The following is a 22,929-nucleotide window of genomic DNA, read 5'->3' as shown; positions in this document are numbered from 1 at the left end:
ATGCTTGAGTTCCTTCTGTTGCTAGTGAATAATTTTTCTACCTGTGTTTGCTCAACAATCGCGCCCGATTGTTGAAAATCATTGCTTAAATCTTATTCAAGATAAGCACCCGTTCGCTGAATATGGAATATCGTTTAACAAATCATAGGATATTGTGAATCTAACCTTTTAGAAGGTTTAAAAAGACCGTTCTAAACTCTAGAAGCGGTCTTTCCTTATATATTCAAATGTTAACTACTGCTCTCGTCACTACATTCCCCATGAGGTGGATGATGATGATGGTCGCAGCTCTCTTCCCGGTCACACCGGTAAGCTAGTGTTGCGGGATTCGTATTGCCAAATGTCAGGTACCACGGTACTCCCAATGGTCCGCCCTTTTTATAAGGGGGGACCACCTCCTTGAACTTCTTGCTATGGACATTATAACGCCGTACTGAACCGGTAAATTCGCCTGTAGGAGCCCCCGTAGCATTGTCAAACGGGCCCGTAATAGGGACAAACAATTTTCCATCCGATCCAAAAAGGAGTGCCTGTGCGAAAGCACGTGGTTTTCCCGGGGCATAGAGGTCAATCTTGCCGATAAACTTGCCCGTATCACCATCGAAGATCAGAATTTTGTCGGTGTCATTAGGATCATCAAGATTTTTGAAACTAGTGACGTAGAGGTTGCCGTCAGGACCGAAGACTAAACCTTCGGGACGATGGAGGTTGTTCTTTTTATTACTCACAATAAACACATCGAATCCCCCTGATTTCAGGTTGAAGCGCAGCACCCAGCCTTTATTTGGATCTAAAAAGTCAATGGCGGAGACATACAGCAAGCCGTCAGGACCGAAGACCAATCCGCGGGGGTGGAAAGGGTTGGAGCAGTGGTGGTCGACGTTGCCTAGAAACATCCCAGTGGAACCATTGTACATCCGCACTTCTCCAGGCACTTCTATGCCCGTGTTAAAGTCGAAGTCACCAACATCTGCCACAAACAGGACATTATGTTTGGAGAGTACGATACCGCGCGGTGCCAACGGAGCGCCTGGTTCGGCTGAACGGACGAGTTCGCCCAGAAACGCCCCGGTTTGCCCATTAAACTTCAATACGTCGCCATTCACGGGTTGTCCGACGTTCTGGTTAGTGACAAGAAGATTGCCCATATGGTTAAAGATAAGTCCCCGAGGACCATGCAAGTTGCCACTATTTGGTGCGACAAAAGTGCCAAGGAACTTCCCTGTTTTCGGGTCGAAAGTCTTCACGGTGTCGTCGAAGCTATCACCAATGTAGAGAAAGTCGCACTGGAAGCACCTGTCCTGATCTTTTTGATTATGCATTTTATCACCCTTTTAAAAACATATTTTAAGTAAAAAACTAGCTTTTACCTAAATTAATATATGCTTACGGAGATTTTTCGTATAGGACATGCAGCTGATAATATAGCATATTTTTAAAGTTTGGAGCATATCTTTTGTTCTCTTCATAGCAACTTGTTTAATCATCTCTAGATCCACAAGTTTCTTCATTAAACGTTGCACAGTTTTATATGAAACTTCCATCTTTGCAGCAATTCTATTTTTGCATAGGAAACTAACACCTACATATTTACAGCTGTGGCGTTTTAAAATTTCAAGTAATGCAATTAGTTTAGATTGTACATCGGTACGCTTAATAGACATACGGATAGTGTCTCTGTATGTACGCACAGTTTTATTTAATTCTTCTACTTCTTCAAAAGTAGAAAAGTTGCAATATGACTCTTCACTTGCGATAACATCGATACGAGTTTTCATTATTCGACTGCTTTGGTAAAACAAAAAAGCAACGTCACCAATGTGGTAAACGTTACTTAAGAAACCCTGCATGATGTACAATAACTCCTGAGTTTACCTGGGTGTATCAGGTGGACGGTATATAAAGTGTTGGCGCACGATATATACACGCTATGCTCTTTTGTTGTATTTGTTGTATTTGTTGTTTTGCCCACATACTTTTCTTTTTATAACGTTTTTTATCAATAAAGAAAAAATATAGATGAAATGTGGGGCTTGTTGTATAAACGTTTTTAACTTTTTATCGTCTATTATCTGATGCTGGATTAAAATCCATCATTATCAGTAGTCAATAATGAATAGCCATTTCGTTATAGGGGGATTTTGATTCTTTAGGTTGATGGCGATGTGGTGGGACCCCTATTTTTATAGCCAGACTTAACTTTTATTGATGGTATTTTAATTTATATCTATTCATAAGAATAGAACTAGCATAGTATTTACTGGAGGGATTGAAAATGAATAGGAACGAAGCCTCATTACATCCTGATACGGGTGTTACATCTGGAATGTTTGTTGAACGATCATTAAATGAAATCCGTTTTTGGTCTAGAATCATGAAAGAGCATTCTTTATTTCTTCGATTGGGGTTTAGATGTGAGGATACTCAACTAATCCAAGAGGCTAATCAATTTTACCGATTGTTTGAACACATCGAACAAATTGCACATTCCTATACAAATCAAACAGATCCTGAACAAATAAAAAGATTTAATTCAGAAGTACAACAAGCTGCAACTAATATTTTCGGATTTAAACGAAAACTTCTAGGGTTAATTCTTACATGTAAATTGCCAGGGCAAAATAATTTTCCACTGTTAGTTGATCATACAAGTAGGGAAGCTGATTATTTTAGAAGACGTTTAATTGAATTAAATGAAGGTAAATTAGATGCTCTTCCGGATGCTATTATTAAAGAAAATGTTTTCTTTTTAAGGATTATGGCAGACCATGCTAAATTTATTGGTCATCTTCTTGATCCATCGGAAAGAAAGCTTGTAGATACAGCTCGGAATTTTAGCAATGATTTTGATGAATTGATGTATCAAGCAATTGACTTAGAATCTATGAAACCACAATCCCAAACAGTTCCTCTTTTAGATCAATTTTTGGATCAAAATCGTGTGTCGGTTACATCTCTTCGGGATTTTAAGAAAACAGCACGTGATTTAATTGAGCAATGTAAAATAAAGAGTATCATTCATCCATTATTAGCAGACCATGTTTTTCGTGAAGCTGATAGATTTCTTGAAATAATTGATATGTTTGATGCTCATCTTACAAGCGTTAAATCACAATATAAATAGTAGAAGATGGGGAAAAATACTGTTTTTTCGATAAGCTAACAATTTATTGCTAGCTTCTTTTTCTTGAGATGGTATCATATTCCTTATTCAACGAACAGGTTCTTTAGTGAAGTAACGGTTCTGGTGCAAAAACTTCAAGGTAATTACAAATCATCTCTAAAACTTGGACATACTGATACTATTACTCTAAAAAGGTGTGTGATCGGTATGGAAAAGAAAAATTGGTTCAAATGGAAGCACTACCAGCTTGATATTATCTTATTAACGGTACAACCTAAGTTTTCGTGATTTGGTGGAAATGATGGAGGAACGGGGTTTATTCATTTCTCATACAACGATTATGCGTTGGGTTCATCAGTATGGTCCTGAATTGGACAAACGGATCCGACGTTACCTCAAACAAATAAATGGCTCTTGGAGAGTCGATGAAACATATATCAAAGTAAAAGATCAATGGATGTACCTGGATCATGCTGTTGATTCGAACGGAAACACAATCGATTTTTGCCTAAGCAAAACAAGGGATCATAAGGGTGCAAGGCGCTTTTTCAAGAAAGCTTTGCGGTCTTTTCATGTTTCAAAGCCACGTGTGATAACAGTCGATAAGAATCCAGCTTATCCTATAGCAATTGAACAGTTGAAAAAAGAAAAAGCATACCTACTAGTATGCGACTTAGACAACAAAAGTACTTGAATAACATAGTAGAACAAGATCATCGCATTATAAAGAAGCGAATCCGTTCTATGCTAGATCTTAAATCTTTTGACACAGCTACATCCATTCTTTCTGGAGTAGAAGCCATGCATATGATTAAAAAAGAACAGATTACTTTATGGAACCAGTCTGTCCAAAATCAAAAAGAATTCATCCATCAATTGTTTGGACTTGCAATAAAAGATACGATTCCGTTAGGAATATATGTGCTTTATTCTCTTTTGTTTAATGTTTGCACCAGAACCGTTTTAGGCATATTTTGGGTTGAAATTCATATAATAGTAGTGAAAGGTCCTATCTCACATGTTACCTTAGACGATTTACGAGAGAGTACTTAAACGGGGAGTACTCTCTTTAGTTTGCACCTTTTGAAAAAGACAACCATATAATTGGAGCATAAGATATAAGTTTAGTCGTTTATATCTTATTCATCGTTTCTGGAAATTAAATCCTTATCACACGTTTGGGCATTTACGATTGTAGATGTCGTTTTTTATATAAACTAACAATTTTTTGTTAGAACATATGTATTAAGTGTCAGTCAACGGTAAGCGGAACGAAGTGAGCATTAAAGAGTTGACCGATTTATCTATCCCAGACCCTTGTAGGTTGTCAAACGGATACGGTTTGCCCCTGTCTACCGGCTCGATTTTCTTTTATTGTCAAGTCGAGAGACCTAAAAGTAAGGAGCATACCAACATCAAAAAACAATGGAGAAATACTATGTTAACTTATTACGTTCGCCAAATGATCGCAAAGTTAGAATAATAATGTTTTGTGATTTTTCATGTTGTATATTTTATCATTTCCCGACAGAAAACTCCCACCTCAAGGAATGGGTAGGACATGGTCCAATGAGTAGGTGGGAGCTGAATGACGGATAGGCAAAAGCCTAAAGGCTCTTCTTGGTGAAGAATCAGTATAAGGTACCGGTATCGTAATCAGTTCGTTCCAATAGAAAGAAAATGTTGCAGCTCCGAGGCATTTTTACATCTACGAAATTGTTTCATTGTAAAAGTTCTTTCATTTGTATATTTTTTTGAAAGGGACAGAGGACTTTCGACAAAAAAGAAGAAATGATACGTGAGCAGTATTTTTTTGCTATATCATGATATCGTTCTCATACATATCATGAAAAAGATTGTAAACAAATAAAAAAAGGAAGTGAGGTGAAAAGCGGTGCTTACCCATAAAGCGTATCAGTTTCGGATCTATCCTAGTTTAGAACAAAAAATAGCTATTACGAAAACAATTGGTTGTTCACGTTTTGTATTTAACTACTTTTTGGAAAAGTGGAATGATAGATATAAAGAAACAGGAAAAGGGTTATCCTATGGCACTTGTTCTTCGCAATTACCTACTCTCAAAAAAGAATTTGTATGGCTAAAAGAAGTGGACAGTATCGCTCTTCAATCTTCTCTTCACAACCTCGCTGACTCGTATGCAAGATTCTTCAAAAAACAAAACAAAGCTCCTCAGTTTAAATCGAAAAACAATAAAGTCCAATCCTATACAACGAAACATACAAATGGAAACATTGCGATTATAGATAATAAATTGAAGTTACCGAAACTTGGTCTTGTCAAATTTGTCAAAAGTCGTGAGGTAGAAGGACGAATTTTGAGTGCTACTGTCAGAAGGAATCCAAGTGGAAAATATTTTGTCTCGATTCTTGCTGGAGCAGAAGTACAAGAATTACCGAAGACCGATTCCGCTGTTGGTATAGATGTTGGTGTGAAAAACTTTGCTATTCTTTCAACAGGTGAGGTATTCGGTAATCCAAAATGGTTTCGGGTATTAGAAAAGAAACTTGCTCATGCCCAGCGTATTCTATCTAGACGTACAAAAGGTGGAACGAACTGGCAGAAACAGCGAATGAAAGTCGCTCGTATTCATGAACGAATTAAACAGGCAAGAACGGACTATTTGCAAAAACTCTCTACTAGGATCATCAAAAACCACGATGTGATTGGGATAGAAAATTTGCAAGTATCGAATATGTTACAGAATCACAAACTAGCGAAAGCGATTCAAGAAGTATCATGGTCACAATTCAAAGCGATGTTGTTGTATAAGGCACGCTGGTATGGGAAACAAGTGATTGTGGTGTCGAAAACATTCGCTAGTTCCCAAACTTGTTCGCATTGCGACTACAAAAATAAAGACGTGAAAAGCCTGAACCTGCGTGAATGGAAGTGTCCTTCTTGTGGTATGTATCATGATAGAGATGTGAACGCAGCGGAAAATCTGAGAAAAGAGGCCGTAAGGCTCCTAACCGTAGGGATTACGGGGATCGCCTACTCATAAAACTGAGGGATACCTTGGTGTTCGTAGGAATCCCCCACTTCAAACAGCTCGTTAGAGTGTTAAGTGGGGGTAGTTCAAAAATAAAGATCTCTACAGGCTGTTTTTGAGCAATCGTAATTTTTTTAAAAGGGATTAATCTATCAGATTTATTAAATGAATAAATCATGATGTCTCCTTTCATGATTATATTTTGAGAAATCTTACCTAGCAGGCTGTTATATATTTTAGTGTATGCAGTTTATTAAAATGTGTATATAACTAGATAAGTTTTTTTATTGTATTGATGCATCAAAAAGAACTTCGTCGAAATGACGAAGTTTTTTGATTTCAGTTGAAGGACTATTTTTCACCACAATTTATTGTTTTCATATAATCATATGAAGACCTCTCTATTTTAAAACAATTTTATTTGAAAGTTGGTGTCATAATGGATTAGAACCATTTGCTGTTAATATCAATGAAGCAACAAAGCAAAGCAAAATAATACGTATCGTACTCTTAAAAGACTATATGGCATTTGAAGAACAGCTTAGAACAGAGGGAGGATAAAATATGGCTCAAACTTATTGGGGATCTGAGGTAGCCAAGAAATTAGGGATTGGCTCAAGTACTTTGCGTAAATATTGCCTTGCCCTGGAGGAAGTTGGGTATTTTTTTGAGCGTGGCAACAATAATTCTAGAATTTTTTATCATAAAGATATAGCAACTATAGAACGGTTGGTAGCAGCTACGAACAAGAAAAACATAACGTTAGAACAGGCTATAAATCTAGTAATAACGAGTGTTACAGAAAATGGGGTAGCAGCTGCTGTTACGGATAGCGTAGCAGATTCAGAACACATAAAAGCATTAAGAGAACGTATAGAACGATTAGAACAATTTAATTTAGAGTTAATTCAAAGGTTGGATCGACAAAGTGAAATTTTACAGGAAACTAATAATCAAAGAATAATGAAAGAAGAACAAAGAGATGTTCAATTAATGCAGGTATTAAAAGAAATACAAGATAGCAAGCGCTTAATAGTAGCTTCAGAACAGAAGAAATCATTTTGGATTCGTTTGTTTGGTAAATAAATTTAAACTTAATATGTTATTTGAATTAATAATGTTGTATGTGGGTAAATTATTATTAATTATTTTTTAAATTTTTGATAATGATAATTTTTTTGCACCAGAGTTATTGGCTAAGCAAATATTGTAATATTGAAATAGATTTCACTCACTCACTTATTTCATGTTATCAATGATTTACCCTGTTAAGAGATAAGAGACTTTTCAGTTGAAAATCTTGCTTTTACCTCGCTATTAAAAGTATCTCAGTCTATTTTGGTAAAAATAAATAAAGTTCCATAAACGATTATTTTTAGTTTTTATGTTGAAATCCTTTTTGTATCTAAGGTTACAGTCTTAGCGTACAGAATCCGTGAAATATTGGTGTTACTCTAATAATAAAAAATGACAGCTATTTTAGATGTTATTTTTTATTGGCATCTTTTTTTGGGTTATTTTACATTTTTTGGGTGTCCTCTTTTAGGTACACCCTATATCTTATAAACCCTGACTATTACTGACTTTCTTCACTTTGCTACATCCTTGCAAAACTTTTTTCGGCTCGAGTTTTGGCGGCACCAAGCCGACACATCCAAAAGCAACTATCTAGGTTCATCGGCTTGAATTTATTCTTATACGAGCCGAACCGCTAGTGCTCTCGAATAATAATTTCATTTACCGTATGGATAGATACGTAGTACGTGGGATTTCGCTCCCACACGACGAATCAGCCTCTACTTCAAAAGTCAACAAAAACCCTTGGAAGATAAATCTAGTTTATGTTAAATTGGATATAGATTTGCTTTTCTTTTTTTATTTCGTTTAAACATTCAAGAGCCGTTTCGCGGTTCAGATTCAGACACTTGTATTGTGTCTATGACTCTGAGTCCGAAATGGCTCTTTTTATATAATTATTTGTTTGTATTGAGATCATGAAAATGAATCAATGTATTTTGGGATTGAAAAATATGAAAAGGGAGTGAGGACCGAAAGGTATGGGGAAGCGCGGCGAAAATATGGGAAGACGGCGAGGATCTTCGAAAGTATCTTTTGTAAGGCAAATTGAAAATGTGTGGACTATGGGATTGGCCAAGAATTTAAAGCTATATATCAGCAAGTACAGGGTGTAATGAATATAGTTCATGAAGAATTTGGGCATGGAAAAGGAAGATTAGATTTAGCACAGGTATATTTAAAATGGATTTTTATGGATTTATTTGATTTTTTAGGTGGATAGGTGAATTAGGTTAATAAAAACCTCGGTTTTTTATCCAGGTATTAAGGTGGATATTTTTCGAAATAACCATAAGTATTTCGAAAATCTTGGTTTTTATCTAGCTTTTAAAATTAAATAAATTTATTGTCATTTTACAACAGCTAGTTTAACGGTTAAGATATTTCATATTTTCAAATACAAAACGTAACAAAAACGAACATTTATGTTACACTTTTTTGCTAAGAAAGGCTTTTTATCTAGTTCTTAACATTCCCCAAACAGCAACTTCCTTGAGGATTGTTTATCTCGCACCCACATCGGTTTTCTTTTATATTTTCACGAATGAATTCAATAGGTTTAGGAGTAAGGTCTTGTTTTACATATTCCTCAATTTTCTCTTTTGTCCAACCAAAACAATAGCACACAGGCACAATGGTACAATTAAAGTCATGGAGGGATATTATGGCGTATATTGTATTTTATTATGGGGTACTGTTTCTTATAATTGGTACTGCAATATTTGTATTTATTAAGGCTGGGTCACCAAAAATTAAGGCTAAAAATCTGCCATTCGTAATGGTCGGTTTAGGGATAAATATACTTGCAAGCCCATTGGCACTTTTTATAGGTGTGATGGCAACAGATTCTCCAGACAGTACTGTACTTGATTTTTGGAAAGGATTTCTCTTTATTCAGGGAATACCACTTATCATACTACTTGTATCTTTGGTATGGTGGGTTATTCGCAAGAACAAAGAAAAAGTCCACATGTAGAATTTTAAAATGACTTCCGCTAACGATAATTATGTAAATAAGCTGTCCATATGGGCAGCTTATTGTATTTTTTGCTTAGCGTGGCTTTTTTCTAAAATGCTGGCGGTACCCCATGCCCATCAACTTAAGAAATCTCTTGTTCTCCAAAATGAAAAAATGAACTGAATTTTCGTAGACAACTATGCATTGTATGAAAGTTTGTTATCCCTATTAAGTAGAAACTTGCTATATAGAATAATTTTTTTATATGATAAAGTAGGCTTATACTTAAATGAAAAAAGGAGAGTGCCCCAGATGACAAACCAAAATGAAACGAACGCTTTACCGCCAAAAACATGTACGATTGAACGTCTCATCACGATTCAGGAGGACATTGAAAAAGTGCTTGCAGGACAGAAAACGGCTACTCGCCGCAACGGGAGATATGCGGATGTCGGGGAAGTGATGGAGCTTCAAGGTCACCGGTATGTTGTGGAGAAGGTCTATTCGCAATCACTTGGTGAATTGACTGATGAGCATGCCCGTCAAGAAGGCTATGCGAGTGTGGAGGAATATAAGCAATCTATTCTGTCTCTTCACCCTGGCATGCCGTGGCTGCCAAATATGAGAGTTTGGGTTCATGAGTTCCGTCCCATCGAAGGTTAATGTGATATAAGGATGGACATGTTGTATCGACTGCTTCTGTATGTACATATTTTCAGTGTAATCTTATCCATCGGCCCGTTTTTTGTATTGCTTCCGCTCATCAAAAAACTGCGGGCTTCAGAGGCCCGAACACAGCAGGCTTATTTGGATGTATTCCGATTTTCGGTCAGGCTGGCCAAGCATGCCGGGCATGTGCTGGTTGCATCCGGGGTTCTGCTTGTACTGGCGGGCCCTTGGACTTGGAAGACCCCTTGGATAGTGATGACCCTTATTCTCATGGCGAGTTCATTATTTTTCCTGGCCCGCGCCTTTTCGCCGACCATTCGGAAATTCAGCGAAACGTGCCAAGACAAGGACGCCTTGATTCAATTGTTGCGGCGTTCTGTTTGGATTTACATAGTTCTTTTAATGACGATGTTATGGTTCATGGTGACAAAGCCTGCGTTGTGGCAGGGGTGATAGATCTAGGGTGAATAGCGACTTTGTGTGATTGCCGTTTGAATGCGCCGGTCGGCATGGAACAAGGACAAGCCAAAACTGGCTTGTCCTTATTGTAGTTACGCTTTGAAAAGGTGATGGAATAGCCTTTTACGATCTGGACCTATTACCCCAAAGCAAGGTTTTTGCCTGAGTTGCTCAGTTTTATCATTTTGAGGTAGTTTATTTTTGTTAGGTTGATGGGCATGTGGTACCGCCACATACTCATCAACCTAGAAAATCAAAATTCCCCCATAACGAAAATTCTATCCATTGTTGACTACTGATAATGTCATCTTATGTTAATTAGAGCCGTATGGAATATCCTTCATCTTGTGCAACTAACCTGTTCGTTAGTTGCATAAGATGAAGGATATTTGTTAATGTTTATCCAATATTGAACAATATAAGTAAAGCCATTCATGTAAAGGAAAACATAGTGAAAAAATTATAAAGACAAAGGTGAGATTATTGAATATTTCAGTTCTTGGTTGTGGACGTTGGGGTACTTTTATAGCTTGGTATGCTAACAAAATTGATCATAATGTAATGTTGTGGGGGAGAGAAAACTCAAGAAATTACATTGAATTAAATGAAACAAGAAAGAATGATTATCTTAAGCTCTCAGAAGATATCGAGCTAAGTAATTCTCTACATAAAGCAATTTCATTTGCGGAGATTATTATTATAGCGATTAGTGCACAGGAATTACGTTCATTTGCTAATCAATTAAACTTAATTAATGAAATACAAGGAAAAACCTTCATCTTATGTATGAAAGGACTTGAAGCGACAAGTGGAAAGAGGCTTTCTCGAGTATTTGGTGAAATCGTTGGAAAAAATACCAATATAGCTGTTTGGGTAGGACCTGGGCATGTACAGGATTTTGTGAATGACATTCCGAATTGTATGGTGATTGGATCTGAGAATATTGGTATCACTAAGAAGATTGTACAGGAGTTTAATAGTGATTTAATAAGGTTTTACTACGGACAAGATTTGATTGGCAATGAAATAGGAGCTGCTACAAAAAATGTTATGGGAATCGCCGCAGGAATGTTGGATGGATTGAATTACAGCAGTTTGAAAGGTTCACTAATGGCTAGAGGGACCAGGGAACTTTCACGTTTGGTTACAGCTATGGGAGGAAATGATTTAACGATATATGGATTGAGTCATTTAGGAGATTATGAGGCAACATTGTTCTCATTACATAGTCATAATCGAAAATTCGGAGAAGCGTTTGTCTTAGGTCAAAAGTTTGAAAAATTGGCAGAAGGAGTTTCAACAGTAAAAGCATTGAAAGAACTATCTAAACAATATGATGTTGAACTTCCAATTAGTAACGCTTTATATGAGATTTTGTTTGAAAGTAAAGATGCAAAAGATACATTAGAAGAGCTTTTTTTAAGACCTGTTAAATTTGAATTCTAATGATAAGATGTTTTTTATTGAAAATCACTTCTTCAATAAACGAGTGCTTATATTAAACAAATCAAATTGATTTACTTCCGCTAACGATAATTATGTAAATGGGCTGTCCATATGGGCAGCTTATTGTATTTTTTTGCTTAGCGTGGGTTTTTTCCAAAATGTTCTACAGAGAGAATAACGTTTTTTCATTTTGGGATATTTGCTTTTCTTAGGTTGATGGGCATGGGCTGCCAAGCCTGCTTTGTCCTCGCCAAAATTCCCTAATTCTCCCTAATTTTAATAACAAAAATTCATCATCTTTCTTCAGAAAGATCTAACAACCACATGTGTAAGTTTACACTCATGTTGACGTTTTTACACTTATAGTGTAAATTTACACTATAAGTGTTTTAACGAAAAACAAAATCTACATTTGGAATTCGAAAGGAAAAATATGTTGAAGAAACTACTTACAGTCAAAACAATTACAGCAATAATAATAATTTTATTACTAGTATTAATTTTCGATAGTGTAAAAAGCGAAATGATTTATACCGGCTTAGCTGAAAATCCTAGCTTTATGGATGTAATAAAACATAGTTATCATGGATTATTTTAATAACACACAATGTCTATTTAATACAACTTTTCTTTAAAAAAGGAGAGGACTAATGGATAAACAAGAATTCATCGCATCAGTAAGTACAAAATTAAAACTAGTCCGTATAGAAAATGACTTATCACAAGATAAAATGTCTGAAATCATTGGTTTATCAAAAAAACATTAATAGAAATTGAAAAAGGTAGACGCCTCCTCACATGGACGAATGCCGTTTGTCTTGTAACAATTTTCGAGCATAGTGAAACGATCCAAATGACATTTGGCAATGATGTAAATGAAATTGTTAAAATCCTCGCTTTTACAAATCAAAAAAACAATTCGCAAAAAACTTTAGGAGGAAAAGTCTGGTGGAAACAGATTCAAGAAAAAGGGGACTGTCGCTTACAACAAAATCTGATTAGTCAGCATTATCGTATTTTAGACAAACATGATTACCGTTGGTTTAATTCGTTTGATATAGAAGAAGCACTAGATCAACTTTATAAATTAACAGGGGATCCGGAAAATTAAATCATTTCTTAGAACTAATGAAAGGGGGAAGAAATAGGTAAAAGATTAGAAATGCTCCCCAAATAGAATTATGTAAAAATAAATAAGTACATTCCTAATATACTATATTAGAATGGTTTTCCCTTTCTATGAGCGTACAGTAACGATTACATGTAGCATAAATTTGTCACTCAATTAATCTGCTGTACGTTAGAAGGTGTGGAAACACCACTCTTGCTCTTAAACGGAATATGTTATGCAATTAAAAAGTCCCATTGTTCCTATGAAGTAGGATGCATGTTTTTTTTCCATTATTATGTTTCATTTAACAATTGTTGAAATACAACTTATCAACTAGGAGGAAATTATATATGATCATCTTGAGCCTTCTTTGGATTTACTTTATGCCCATTTTCTTGCTATGTGGATTTATTGGTGGGATTTATTTAATTATTGCAGGGATTGAAAATCGTAAATTACTCGTAAGTGTAATGGGATTACTTAGCCTTTCCCTTGTTGTGCTACCTTTTGTGTGTTGGGGTATGGGGATTGATGCAGAATATCTTCTTTCACCCGTTCCATACTTTATCCTATACCCTTTAAGTGGGTTATTAGCAGGATTCAATGGACTACAAGCAAAAATTAAAAGTATATGAAATATGGGATTTATTATTTTTACTACTGGAATACTAGGGGCTTTTTTCTATTATTTAATGTCTGTACCTAATTCATTCTATATCAGATAGTTTTTTTCTAAACTCATATCATCTACTATTTAACAAATATAATTGAAGGAAGTTGTCGCTTTATAGATACAAATATATTATACGTGTCATAAGGTTATATTAATAATAGGTTTAAACACTTTTGCTACATTAATCCCCTCGATAGATTCTTACAATTTTATCTAAGTCGAATTTTATGGGAAAAAATATAGCTTATTACTGTGATATAGGTACATTAAAGTAAAAGAGCCTATTTTGTTGGTTAAAATAGGCTCTTTCCTTTTGAATTTTTATTAAGGCTACTTATATGAAATCGGTAAAATTTAAATCTTTTTACAAGATTACCGTTTACTGTTATTTTCTATGATTAAAGGTCCCTTCTTCCGCATTGTAAAATAAATAGGGAGACCAATTAAGGTTAAACCTATTCCTGACAGTGCTAGAAGTGTTTGAGTAAATAATGTATTAATAACGATGAATAGCCCACCGATAATGGCAATTATTGGTATTATCGGATATAGTGGAACTTTATAAGGTCGTACAAGTTCTGGCTCTCTTTTTCGTAAAATAAAGACAGCAAGGAATGTCATTGTGTAGAATATCCATATTACAAAGACTAGCATATCTGTCAAAGTGTTAAATCCACCAATGACCATCATGATAATAGATACAAATAACATAAATAAACCAGAGTTATAAGGGACTTTGCTATGTTTAGTTAATGTAGCAAACCATTTGCTAAATGGTAATTTATTTTCAACTGCCATAGCGTATGGAATTCTCATTCCAGTCATAATGTAACCATTGATTGTTCCAAATACGGAAATTAAAATACCGATTGTAACTAATTTACCACCCATTGCGCCAAAAATAATTGTTGCTACCTCAGAAGCAGGAGTATCAGTCGCTGCAAGTGATGTTGCGGACATGACCATAAGAAACGCAATGTTTATAAGTAAGTATATAACCATAACAGCTGATAACCCTAATACAATTGCTTTTGGTAAGTCCGTTTTAGGGTTTTTCATTTCTCCAGCGATATTTCCTACATGAATCCAGCCATCATATGCAAACATTGTTGCAAGTAAACCAGATCCAAGTGCAGATATAAACGATTTGTCTGGTCCAGCTTCAATAGGTAAGAGTTGAAAAGTAACATCGCCTTTGTGTAGTAATCCAAAAATGATAATAAGAGCTAGTGGAAGTAACTTACATATAGTAGATGCCATTTGGATTCCACCGGCGGCTTTTGCTCCTAAGAAATTCATAAGAGTTACAAATGTTGCAGTCGCTACAGAAATTCCGATAATCAACATTTTGTGTTCACTAATGTCTAAACCAAATAAACTAACTGTTTGTGTTCCGAAGATGATCGCAAGTGCTGCGATATTAGCAGGAAAGTAGATTACAGTTTGTGCCCATCCAAGTAGGAAAGCTGTTAAGTTTCCATAAGTACGCTTTAAATATGCCATCATTCCACCTGTTTCAGGGATGGCTGCAGATAGTTCAGCAGCGGTCAGACCCGCACATACTGTTAATACCCCACCAATGATCCAGGCAAGTAAGCCTAAACTGGCTGTACCAGTTACCCCATAAAGTGCTGTAGGTTTAAAAAATACCCCGGCTCCAATAACAGTACCAATAACAGTGGTTAATGCTGCAAAGAAACCAATATCCTTTTTTAGTTGTTGCTGTGACATTATAATCACTCCTAGTTGAAAGAATGTATACTTATTTACAAATTTAACATTATGATATGTGAAATGTTTCACAGACGAAGAATATCATAAGGGGACCCTAGATTCAATTTTATTTGTTACATAAAAATAGAATTTTGAATAAAAAAGTATACTTTGTGAACTTTTTCACAAATCGATTGACTCATAATTTTGAATGGTGTTATCTTGTAGATGCCACAGCAAGACGCAAAGTGAATTATATTGCCATAACATTTTTATTGGTTTTTGCTACTTTAATGTTTATCAAATCATAGACAATATAATTTATATCTGAATCTAATAAAGGATGTGTTGTTATGAAAATTGGTGTAGTGAAAGAGATAAAAAAAGGAGAAGCTCGTGTAGGGATGACTCCAGAAAATGTTCAAAGATTAGTTGCAGATGGAAATGAAGTTTTAGTACAAAAAGATGCCGGATTAGGATCTGGTTATACAAATGATGAATATAAAAACGCTGGTGCAAGTATCGTGACGCAAGGAGAAGCATGGGATGTTGATATGGTAGTCAAGGTGAAAGAACCACTACCTGCAGAATATCATTATTTTAAAAAGGATCTTATTGTATGGGGATTCTTACATCTGGCCGCTTCTAAAGAGTGTGTAGAGGCAATGAGAAATGCTGGCACAACTGCAATTGCAGGGGAGACGATTAGTGAAAATGGAAATCTAGCATTATTAAAACCTATGAGCGCAATCGCTGGTAGACGTGCAGTATTTATGGGTGCTTATTACTTAGAAAAGCAACATCAAGGAGAAGGCATTTTATTATCTGGTATTGAGGGAATCCCTGCCGGAAATGTTGTGATTCTGGGTGGAGGAAATGCAGCAATTAACGCTTGTGATATGGCAATTGGAATTGGTTGTAAAGTTACAATATTAGAAATAAATCAAGAAAGAATTTCTCATTTAAGAGAGAAATATGCGAAAGAAAATGTTGAAATCATTGAATCAAACACTGAAAACTTGAAGCGAATGATTCAGGAAGCCGATTTATTTATTTCAACAATTTTAATTCCAGGATCTAGACCTCCAAAAATCGTAAAAGAGTACATGGTTCAATCTATGAAACCTGGAAGTGTTATTGTAGATATCGCAATAGATCAAGGTGGAACAGTTGAAACAATTGATAAGTATACAACACATGATGATCCGGTATTCATTAAACATGACGTAATACACTATGCAGTGCCAAATATGCCTGGTGCCACCCCACGTACCGCTACAATCGCGTTAGCGAATGGAAATATTGAATATTTACTAGCAATCGCTAAAGAAGGATTAGAATCCGCTATGCAGCATAAAGTATCATTAGCATCTGGGGTAAATATCTATAAAGGGGTCATTACTTACGCAAATTTAGGAATGACGCTAGGGTTAGATTATAAACAATTGAAAGAAGTGTTAGTATGATAACCAAAAAAATGCCATTAGATATTGTTGACATCAAAAAAGCCCAAAAGGTTCTTGATAAAAATGCTAGAAAAACGCCATTAGTTAAATCTTTCTATTTGACTAGTAAAACAGGTGGAGAAATTTATTTGAAATTAGAAAATATGCAATTAACGGGTTCTTTTAAATTCCGTGGTGCCTTTAATAAAATGTCACATTTGACAGATCAAGAAAAAGAACGAGGTGTTATTGCTTGTTCGGCAGGAAACCATGCACAAGGTGTTGCTTTATCCGCTCATTTACTTGGAATTAAGAGTAAAATTGTTATGCCAGTTTCTGCACCTCAAGCGAAAGTAGAGGCAACTAGAGGGTATGGATCAGAAGTTATTTTATATGGTGAAACTTTTGATGACGCCAAAGCGAAGTGTGAGGAAATTATACAAGAAACAGGAGAGACATACTTACATCCATATGATGATGTAGAAGTAATGGCTGGACAAGGAACAATTGGTTTAGATATTCTTGATGATTTGTGGGATGTTGATACTATAATTGTACCTATTGGTGGAGGAGGAATTATTTCTGGAATTGCTGTTGCATTAAAATCTTTTAATCCATCAATTAATGTGATAGGTGTTCAAGCGGATAATGTTCATGGAATGAAAGCCTCTTATGATAATGGAGGAATCGTGGAGCATTATCATGCACCGACTATAGCGGATGGTTGTGCAGTTAAAATACCAGGCAGCTTAACTTTCGAAGTTGTAAAGGAACTAGTAGATGATATTGTAACAGTATCGGAAGAAGAGCTAGAAGTGGCGATGAAAGATTTATTACAACGCGGGAAAGCTGTTGTAGAAGGGGCTGGAGCATTAGCTACCGCTGCGCTTCTTTCAGGAAAAGTTGATAAATATACAAAAGGAAAAAAAGTAGTTGCCGTTATATCCGGTGGAAATGTGGACTTACAACGTATATCAAATGTATGTGAACACTTTTTTGTGGCTAATGAAGTGAAATAATGATTGAAGAATTGTAAAAATAAATCGATTTTACCAAGAAGGAGCTAAGGGCAAACATCTTAGCTCTTTTTTGGTAAAGGGGGATGGAATCTATGGACAATCTGTTAAAAAGGAATCGGTAACGCGGTGATTAAGAGAAAGTGAAGAGAGAAATTAGTATTAAGGAATTTAACCGCACTTCCCGTAAGAATTCTCCTTCTTCATACGAAATTGTATCTATAAAACAAAAAAAACGTTATTCTTTTTGTAGAAATATACAGGAAGAATAGCGTTTTTTCGTTTTTGGGGTGACTTGTTTTCTTAAGTTGATGGCAATGTTTGGTAGCACCCCATACCCAAAATGGTTTCCGTACCCCATATAGGATGTTGAACACAATGGGCTAATTTCTTGTTTCTGACATTCACTTGTTTGTTATACGCTTTTTCAGGCAGCGCGTTCAGTTTTAGATGTCCATTGTAGAAGAGGTTGTTGGTAATGTGATAGTAGCCAGCCTAAAATTTTTCCGACGAAATAGGCAGCGGCTAGTGTACCAATTCCGATTGAGCCTAACGATTGAATGAAAATTATACATATTCCGCCAGCAATACAAACATTAATTACATCACTTGATATTTTCGCTTTACTAAATTTTAAATTGAATTTTTCATGAATTGCATACGTTAGTGCATCGTATGGCATTAATGGAAGTTTCGCTGTGAAATATCCCATTAAACCAGCAGATATAACGAAAAAACTAACAATTAAAAATATAGTTCGCGAAAAAATTGTTTCAGGAGTAGGAAACATTTGAACTATGAAAAGCGTTATATTCATGAAGCCCCCGAATAAAAACGAAATAGTTAATTGAACTACAAATTCATTTAACTCAATTCGTTTATTTAATATTACTTGGATAACAATAAATAACACATTGGCAAGCACTGTTGTGAAACCAAGTGATAAGCTAGTCGTTAGCTTCATTGCGTATGCTAGTGATGACACAGGTGATACACCAAATCCTGCTCGAATCGAGAGACTAACGCCAAACGACAAAAGAAATAAGCCAAGCACGTATAAGATGATTCGCCTCATTGTTTTACTCATATGATTCATAATATCCTTCGCTTTCTATAAATAGTATACGAGTAAGTATAGCAGTGAATTTAAGATATTAATAATATATATATGATAAACTAATCATATCAAAAAACATATAATGGGGTGCGAAATGGATATTCGACAATTACATTACTTCAGAGAAATTGTAAGACAGGGAAGTATTTCTAAAGCAGCAGAAGTTCTCCATATAGCGCAGCCACCGCTTAGCCAAATGTTAATAAAGCTTGAAAATGATCTTGGTACAACTTTGATTCATCGATACCGAAAAAAATGGGAACTAACGGAAACTGGTGAACTATTGTATCAATATGCAGAGAAAATGTTGATACAAATGCAAGAGGTAAAACAGCGAATTCAAGAGATTGAACAAGGGATAGCAGGAATAATAAGCATTGGTGTATCATCTGCATGTTCGAATATACTCCTTGACTATGTCAGTATGTTTAGAACACAATATCCCAAAATTAAAATCAATATAATAACAGGAAACTCAGAAGTACTATTAAAAAAACTGGAACGAAGAGAACTTGATATTGCATTACTCTTACGCCCGGACAATAGTGAACACTATCAAGTTAAAATATTAAATAAACAGCCATTCGTCGTAATTATTCCGACTAGATGGCTATCATTATTTTCATCACAGGATATGACGTTGGAACAAATAGCTTCATTTCCTTTTATTATGTTAGGGGCAATGGAAGGGCATTTTTTATATGAAAGTATATTGGAAACATTTAATGAACGTAATCTGAAGCCGAATATTATTATTGAGTGTAAAGATGTCACAATGGTTGTAGCACTTGTAAGCAGAGGATTAGGTATATCTATCATCCCAAGAATGGACTATACGTCGCATTTTTTGGAAAATACAACGCTTTTTGAACTTAAACAATTTGATTTTAGTGTGGAACCGGTTTTTATAAGGTTAAAAGATAAACCACTCTCAAAGGCGGCCATTCAATTTTGGGAGATTGTTGATTAGATGAAGTGAACATATTATATCAATCAGGAATTTAAAGATTTCAGGTTGTTACCATGTGGATTAGAACCTATTATTAGTGAATTTGCATATGGTGTGAATTCACTGCCAATACTCCAATTATATAGGGAAACAATGAGTCAGCCAATAAAGGAAATTCATTAAAGACCTCAATAGTCAATAAGTAACCACAGTAATAGTCTCAATATGTAAAAAAGACACTATTTAAAGTGTCTTTTTATACGATGACATAAAGAAAATGTAGTGATTAGTCATGATTAATTAGATTCTTCTTGGTTGGTATTAGTATAACATCAAAATAGATTAATTTAAATACAAATATATAAAGATTTTAATATATATTAAAATGTATTTTACTTTCTATTACCAAAATTTCCAGTTTCTTTATTTTTATATCTATACTATTATATAAATGCTAAATCGTCAAAAAGGAGCCTTTTAGATATGGAGATGAGAAACTTACAAGATTTAATTGAAGAAAAGAAAGCAAAACTAATTAAACTTGTAGAGAAATATGGATTTAGACATAAGCAGGTGCTAAATTTAAGTCGAGATATAGATATATTAGTGAATGAATTTTTTTATACAAATAATAAGATGGAATAAAATTAACTTTACACTTGTGGAGTGACAATAAAGTTATTTAATTTTCAAACCTCAGACATGTATAACCCCGTTCTGATTTTAGAACGAGGTGTATTTAATGTCAGTAAGCAAAATAAAAATTGCAAGAATGGAAAAGGGGTTAACTCAACACGAATTAGCTGTGCTTATAAATGTTACTCGACAAACCATTGGTCTTATTGAACTTAATAAATATAATCCATCTTTAAAGCTTTGCATTGATATAGCTAAATCACTTGATAAAACTTTAGATGACTTATTTTGGGAGGGAAAATAGAATGGAAAAACTTAAAAATTGGTTTTCACTCAGTACACATTCAGATGAAAGAATTCAACAAATTGAAATGAAAATTTGAGCTCAATCTGGAGTTGTGGTTTTATTGCTAGCCTTCATAGATTTAATACTAAGGGGCGTATACTGACAAAGACCGTTTCTAGAATGGGCTACTGCTCTTGGTATCATTATCTGTTATATGGTGTTCTTCTTTAGATCTTTTTTAGCTGGTGTTTTTGAGCCGGAAATCGATAACAAGGAAAAATTAAGACAAACAGGCTTATCTTTTAGCACTTAATGATAAGCTTTTTTATTATTTTCTTCATCTCTTTTTCGTTTTTGGGGGTATTTTGTTGTGTTAGCTTAATAACGATGGGGTACTGACGGCAAAACTCGGATATTATATGTTAGGACATTTTTAGAAAGTATAAAGAAAAGACACCCATATAAGAGTGTCTTTTCCAATAGTTTTTTAGCAGAAGCAAGCAGCTCCAACGATGATTAATAAAATAAACAATACAACTAATAAAGCAAAGCCGCCAGCATTTCGGAAAAAACCCACGCTAAGCAAAAAATACAATAAGCTGCCCATATGGACAGCTTATTTACATAATTATCGTTCTCGGAAGTAAAGTTTTAAAAGTAATTTATCCATAGTGATATTAAAACTACTACAAACAGGGGTAGCACCCCATCGCTATCAAGCTGAAATTTTGAAGTATCCCCAAAACGAAAATTTTATATCTCTACAGTTATTTATGAGAATTCAGTTCATTTTTTTCGTTTAAAGGAAGAATGTATTTCTTAACTTGATGGCGATGTGGTTGTACCCTTGAAAGCGAAAATAATGAATACTGTGACCACATATTTGCAACAATGTGGTTGTGTCCAGGCACAGTTCCAAACACATTTTCATAGATTGTAATAATTTTCGACTCTAAAAAGGAGGTTTGAAAAAATTGGCTTGTCCACCATATAATATTAATCAGAAACCTCTTCATATATATCAGAATGTGCCCTTTAGCGTGCCACCAAATCAAATCAATATGATTACACCTTGTAATACGACCCATCCCGGTAAAGACTGGAGATTTAATGGTGCCGTGTTCGGTACACCTGTACTTGCTATGGAATCAGGAACGGTATTATGGGCGACTACAGGTAATCCTTTGTGTGTATGTAACACTGATGACCCTAACTTCTTCGCTTGTTTACAGAAGAATTGCAAGCCAAATTCAATAGGTATCATAAGTGACGTTGATGGTGTTGTCACCGAATATGTACACATTCAACCAAGTGTAACCAAAGGACAACGAGTAAATGCAGGGCAACAAATTGCCACATTGGCAGCAACAGGTACCTTTACTGTTAAAGGCAACGGCAGCCCAACTCCTCATCTTCATATCAACCGTTATGTATTTTGGCAGACTAACGATCCGTGTCAACTAATATACACCTGCAACTTTACAATCCAGGGTACTAACGATACACCGCCACCACCACCACCACCACAATGCCCAAATTCAAATGGTTGGGGCTTAGCTAATGGCGTTTGGGTTTATTGCCAAAATGGTGTGAGGAAGGGAGGGTGGTTCCCAGGAAGTGGTGGCAGTTCTTACCTTGCAGATAACAATGGAGTCTGGGCAGGGTTTATAAGGACCAGTGCAGGGAACATACAATACCGATATCTACGGGATCGAAATCTGCCTGCCTCAGATCCTAATGCTAATAGAGTGGCTAGAGGATGGGTATGCTCACTAGGTCAGTGGTGGTTTTTTGATAACAATGGCAACATGGTAACCAACACTTGGAAACTTGACTCACAGGGTAAGTCTTGGTTTTTTGGTTCTAATGGTGCTTGCGTAGGATGTCCACCATGCAATGTTCAATCGTAATCCGAACGTTTTCCGCATAAAGAAAGAAAAAAGGGGGGTTTGTTGCCAGGATCCCTTTTAAAATAGGAAGAGCAATTCACCATAGAGAATTTTGCAATGGATAGGGGTACAGCTACATTACTATCAAGCTAATAAAACAAAATCCTCCCTAAAATGAAAAAATACGCTATTCTTTCTGTAGAATCATAAGAAAGGATGGCGTTTTTGTATGTCTATTTCTGTATCTGATGAATTGTAAATATTTGCTCAAGAAATTCAAAGTTTTTTATTTCCAAATACCTTACAAGATCTTGCTAGAGATGTTAGTTTTGTACAAAGAACCAGTAAGTAC

General features: G+C 35.3%; 18 protein-coding genes and 6 pseudogenes. 18 read left to right on the top strand and 6 right to left on the bottom strand.

The features are described 5' to 3' along the window. Positions 1 to 230: 230 nt before the first annotated feature. Both U860_RS0129180 and U860_RS0129175 read right to left on the bottom strand, forming a co-directional pair. Positions 231 to 1,322 carry a hypothetical protein gene (locus tag U860_RS0129180; protein ID WP_025151250.1) on the bottom strand — a complete coding sequence of 364 codons (1,092 nt, stop codon included), beginning with the start codon at positions 1,320 to 1,322 and terminating at the stop codon, positions 231 to 233. 117 nt (positions 1,323 to 1,439) lie between these two features. Then, positions 1,440 to 1,778, bottom strand: a pseudogene (locus U860_RS0129175) (hypothetical protein); the annotation flags it as partial. Between the two features lie 497 nt (positions 1,779 to 2,275). Between U860_RS0129175 and U860_RS0129170 the strand changes: the two are divergent. The 5 genes and pseudogenes from U860_RS0129170 to U860_RS35710 all read left to right on the top strand — a co-directional run bounded on the left by U860_RS0129170 (position 2,276) and on the right by U860_RS35710 (position 8,433). After that, a complete protein-coding gene (locus U860_RS0129170) occupies positions 2,276 to 3,124 on the top strand; it encodes a DUF2935 domain-containing protein (protein WP_002174971.1) in 849 nt (282 codons plus the stop codon). A 207-nt stretch (positions 3,125 to 3,331) separates the two neighbouring features. Beyond that, positions 3,332 to 4,012: pseudogene (locus tag U860_RS34580) on the top strand (IS6 family transposase); the annotation flags it as partial. A gap of 1,006 nt (positions 4,013 to 5,018) precedes the next feature. Next, on the top strand, positions 5,019 to 6,146 hold the full coding sequence (tnpB, locus tag U860_RS0129160; RefSeq protein ID WP_025151248.1) for an IS200/IS605 family element RNA-guided endonuclease TnpB: 1,128 nt from the start codon (positions 5,019 to 5,021) through the stop codon (positions 6,144 to 6,146). A 552-nt stretch (positions 6,147 to 6,698) separates the two neighbouring features. Further along, positions 6,699 to 7,220, top strand: a complete 522-nt coding sequence (locus U860_RS0129155; RefSeq protein WP_002174969.1) for a DUF3967 domain-containing protein — start codon at positions 6,699 to 6,701, stop codon at positions 7,218 to 7,220. Between the two features lie 1,048 nt (positions 7,221 to 8,268). Then, positions 8,269 to 8,433, top strand: a complete 165-nt coding sequence (locus U860_RS35710) for a hypothetical protein (RefSeq protein ID WP_162791023.1) — start codon at positions 8,269 to 8,271, stop codon at positions 8,431 to 8,433. 236 nt (positions 8,434 to 8,669) lie between these two features. On the opposite strand, the pseudogene U860_RS36695 reads toward U860_RS35710, so the two are convergent. After that, positions 8,670 to 8,840 (bottom strand): annotated as a pseudogene (locus U860_RS36695) ((2Fe-2S)-binding protein); the annotation flags it as partial. A gap of 34 nt (positions 8,841 to 8,874) precedes the next feature. On the opposite strand from U860_RS36695, the gene U860_RS0129145 reads away from it, so the two are divergent. The 6 genes and pseudogenes from U860_RS0129145 (at position 8,875) to U860_RS32200 (ending at position 13,578) form a co-directional block, all read left to right on the top strand. Continuing rightward, positions 8,875 to 9,186 carry a hypothetical protein gene (locus tag U860_RS0129145; protein WP_002174968.1) on the top strand — a complete coding sequence of 104 codons (312 nt, stop codon included), beginning with the start codon at positions 8,875 to 8,877 and terminating at the stop codon, positions 9,184 to 9,186. A 294-nt stretch (positions 9,187 to 9,480) separates the two neighbouring features. Continuing rightward, a complete protein-coding gene (locus tag U860_RS0129140; RefSeq protein WP_025151247.1) occupies positions 9,481 to 9,831 on the top strand; it encodes an ASCH domain-containing protein in 351 nt (116 codons plus the stop codon). Between the two features lie 18 nt (positions 9,832 to 9,849). Then, entirely contained in the window at positions 9,850 to 10,290 is a 441-nt protein-coding gene (locus U860_RS0129135; protein ID WP_025151246.1) for a DUF2269 family protein, read from the top strand. 480 nt (positions 10,291 to 10,770) lie between these two features. Then, on the top strand, positions 10,771 to 11,742 hold the full coding sequence (locus U860_RS0129125; RefSeq protein ID WP_240184504.1) for an NAD(P)H-dependent glycerol-3-phosphate dehydrogenase: 972 nt from the start codon (positions 10,771 to 10,773) through the stop codon (positions 11,740 to 11,742). A gap of 650 nt (positions 11,743 to 12,392) precedes the next feature. Beyond that, positions 12,393 to 12,853 (top strand): annotated as a pseudogene (locus U860_RS32205) (helix-turn-helix transcriptional regulator). 350 nt (positions 12,854 to 13,203) lie between these two features. Further along, a pseudogene (locus U860_RS32200) lies at positions 13,204 to 13,578 on the top strand (ammonia permease). A gap of 320 nt (positions 13,579 to 13,898) precedes the next feature. Here U860_RS32200 and U860_RS0129105 read toward each other — a convergent pair. Continuing rightward, on the bottom strand, positions 13,899 to 15,257 hold the full coding sequence (locus U860_RS0129105) for an amino acid permease (protein ID WP_025151244.1): 1,359 nt from the start codon (positions 15,255 to 15,257) through the stop codon (positions 13,899 to 13,901). 335 nt (positions 15,258 to 15,592) lie between these two features. Between U860_RS0129105 and ald the strand changes: the two genes are divergently transcribed. After that, on the top strand, positions 15,593 to 16,705 hold the full coding sequence (gene ald, locus U860_RS0129100; RefSeq protein ID WP_025151243.1) for an alanine dehydrogenase: 1,113 nt from the start codon (positions 15,593 to 15,595) through the stop codon (positions 16,703 to 16,705). Next, on the top strand, positions 16,702 to 17,703 hold the full coding sequence (gene tdcB, locus U860_RS0129095; protein ID WP_002174956.1) for a bifunctional threonine ammonia-lyase/L-serine ammonia-lyase TdcB: 1,002 nt from the start codon (positions 16,702 to 16,704) through the stop codon (positions 17,701 to 17,703). Before ald ends, tdcB begins: the two co-directional genes overlap by 4 nt. Before the next feature lie 424 nt (positions 17,704 to 18,127). Here the strand turns inward: tdcB and U860_RS0129090 are convergent, their stop codons facing one another. Next, positions 18,128 to 18,796 carry a DUF6198 family protein gene (locus tag U860_RS0129090; RefSeq protein WP_025151242.1) on the bottom strand — a complete coding sequence of 223 codons (669 nt, stop codon included), beginning with the start codon at positions 18,794 to 18,796 and terminating at the stop codon, positions 18,128 to 18,130. 115 nt (positions 18,797 to 18,911) lie between these two features. Between U860_RS0129090 and U860_RS0129085 the strand changes: the two genes are divergently transcribed. The 4 genes and pseudogenes from U860_RS0129085 to U860_RS36130 all read left to right on the top strand — a co-directional run. Then, the gene (locus U860_RS0129085) at positions 18,912 to 19,787 is read left to right on the top strand and encodes a LysR family transcriptional regulator (RefSeq protein WP_025151241.1); all 876 of its coding nucleotides are present in this window, start codon (positions 18,912 to 18,914) and stop codon (positions 19,785 to 19,787) included. A gap of 462 nt (positions 19,788 to 20,249) precedes the next feature. Further along, entirely contained in the window at positions 20,250 to 20,411 is a 162-nt protein-coding gene (locus U860_RS0129080; RefSeq protein ID WP_025151240.1) for an aspartyl-phosphate phosphatase Spo0E family protein, read from the top strand. Positions 20,412 to 20,508: 97 nt separating this feature from the next. Then, on the top strand, positions 20,509 to 20,706 hold the full coding sequence (locus tag U860_RS0129075; protein ID WP_025151239.1) for a helix-turn-helix transcriptional regulator: 198 nt from the start codon (positions 20,509 to 20,511) through the stop codon (positions 20,704 to 20,706). A gap of 1 nt (position 20,707) precedes the next feature. After that, positions 20,708 to 20,977, top strand: a pseudogene (locus U860_RS36130) (hypothetical protein); the annotation flags it as partial. Positions 20,978 to 21,175: 198 nt separating this feature from the next. On the opposite strand, the gene U860_RS34565 reads toward U860_RS36130, so the two are convergent. After that, a complete protein-coding gene (locus U860_RS34565; RefSeq protein ID WP_240184505.1) occupies positions 21,176 to 21,265 on the bottom strand; it encodes a YjcZ family sporulation protein in 90 nt (29 codons plus the stop codon). Between the two features lie 388 nt (positions 21,266 to 21,653). On the opposite strand from U860_RS34565, the gene U860_RS0129070 reads away from it, so the two are divergent. Next, on the top strand, positions 21,654 to 22,598 hold the full coding sequence (locus tag U860_RS0129070) for a peptidoglycan DD-metalloendopeptidase family protein (protein ID WP_240184503.1): 945 nt from the start codon (positions 21,654 to 21,656) through the stop codon (positions 22,596 to 22,598). Positions 22,599 to 22,929 lie beyond the last annotated feature (331 nt).

This window comes from Bacillus sp. H1a, from assembly GCF_000633475.1.
GTDB classification, from domain to species: domain Bacteria; phylum Bacillota; class Bacilli; order Bacillales; family Bacillaceae_G; genus Bacillus_A; species Bacillus_A paramycoides.
The sequence above is the reverse complement of the archived record's forward strand: the minus strand, read 5'-3'. Positions and strand labels throughout refer to the sequence as shown.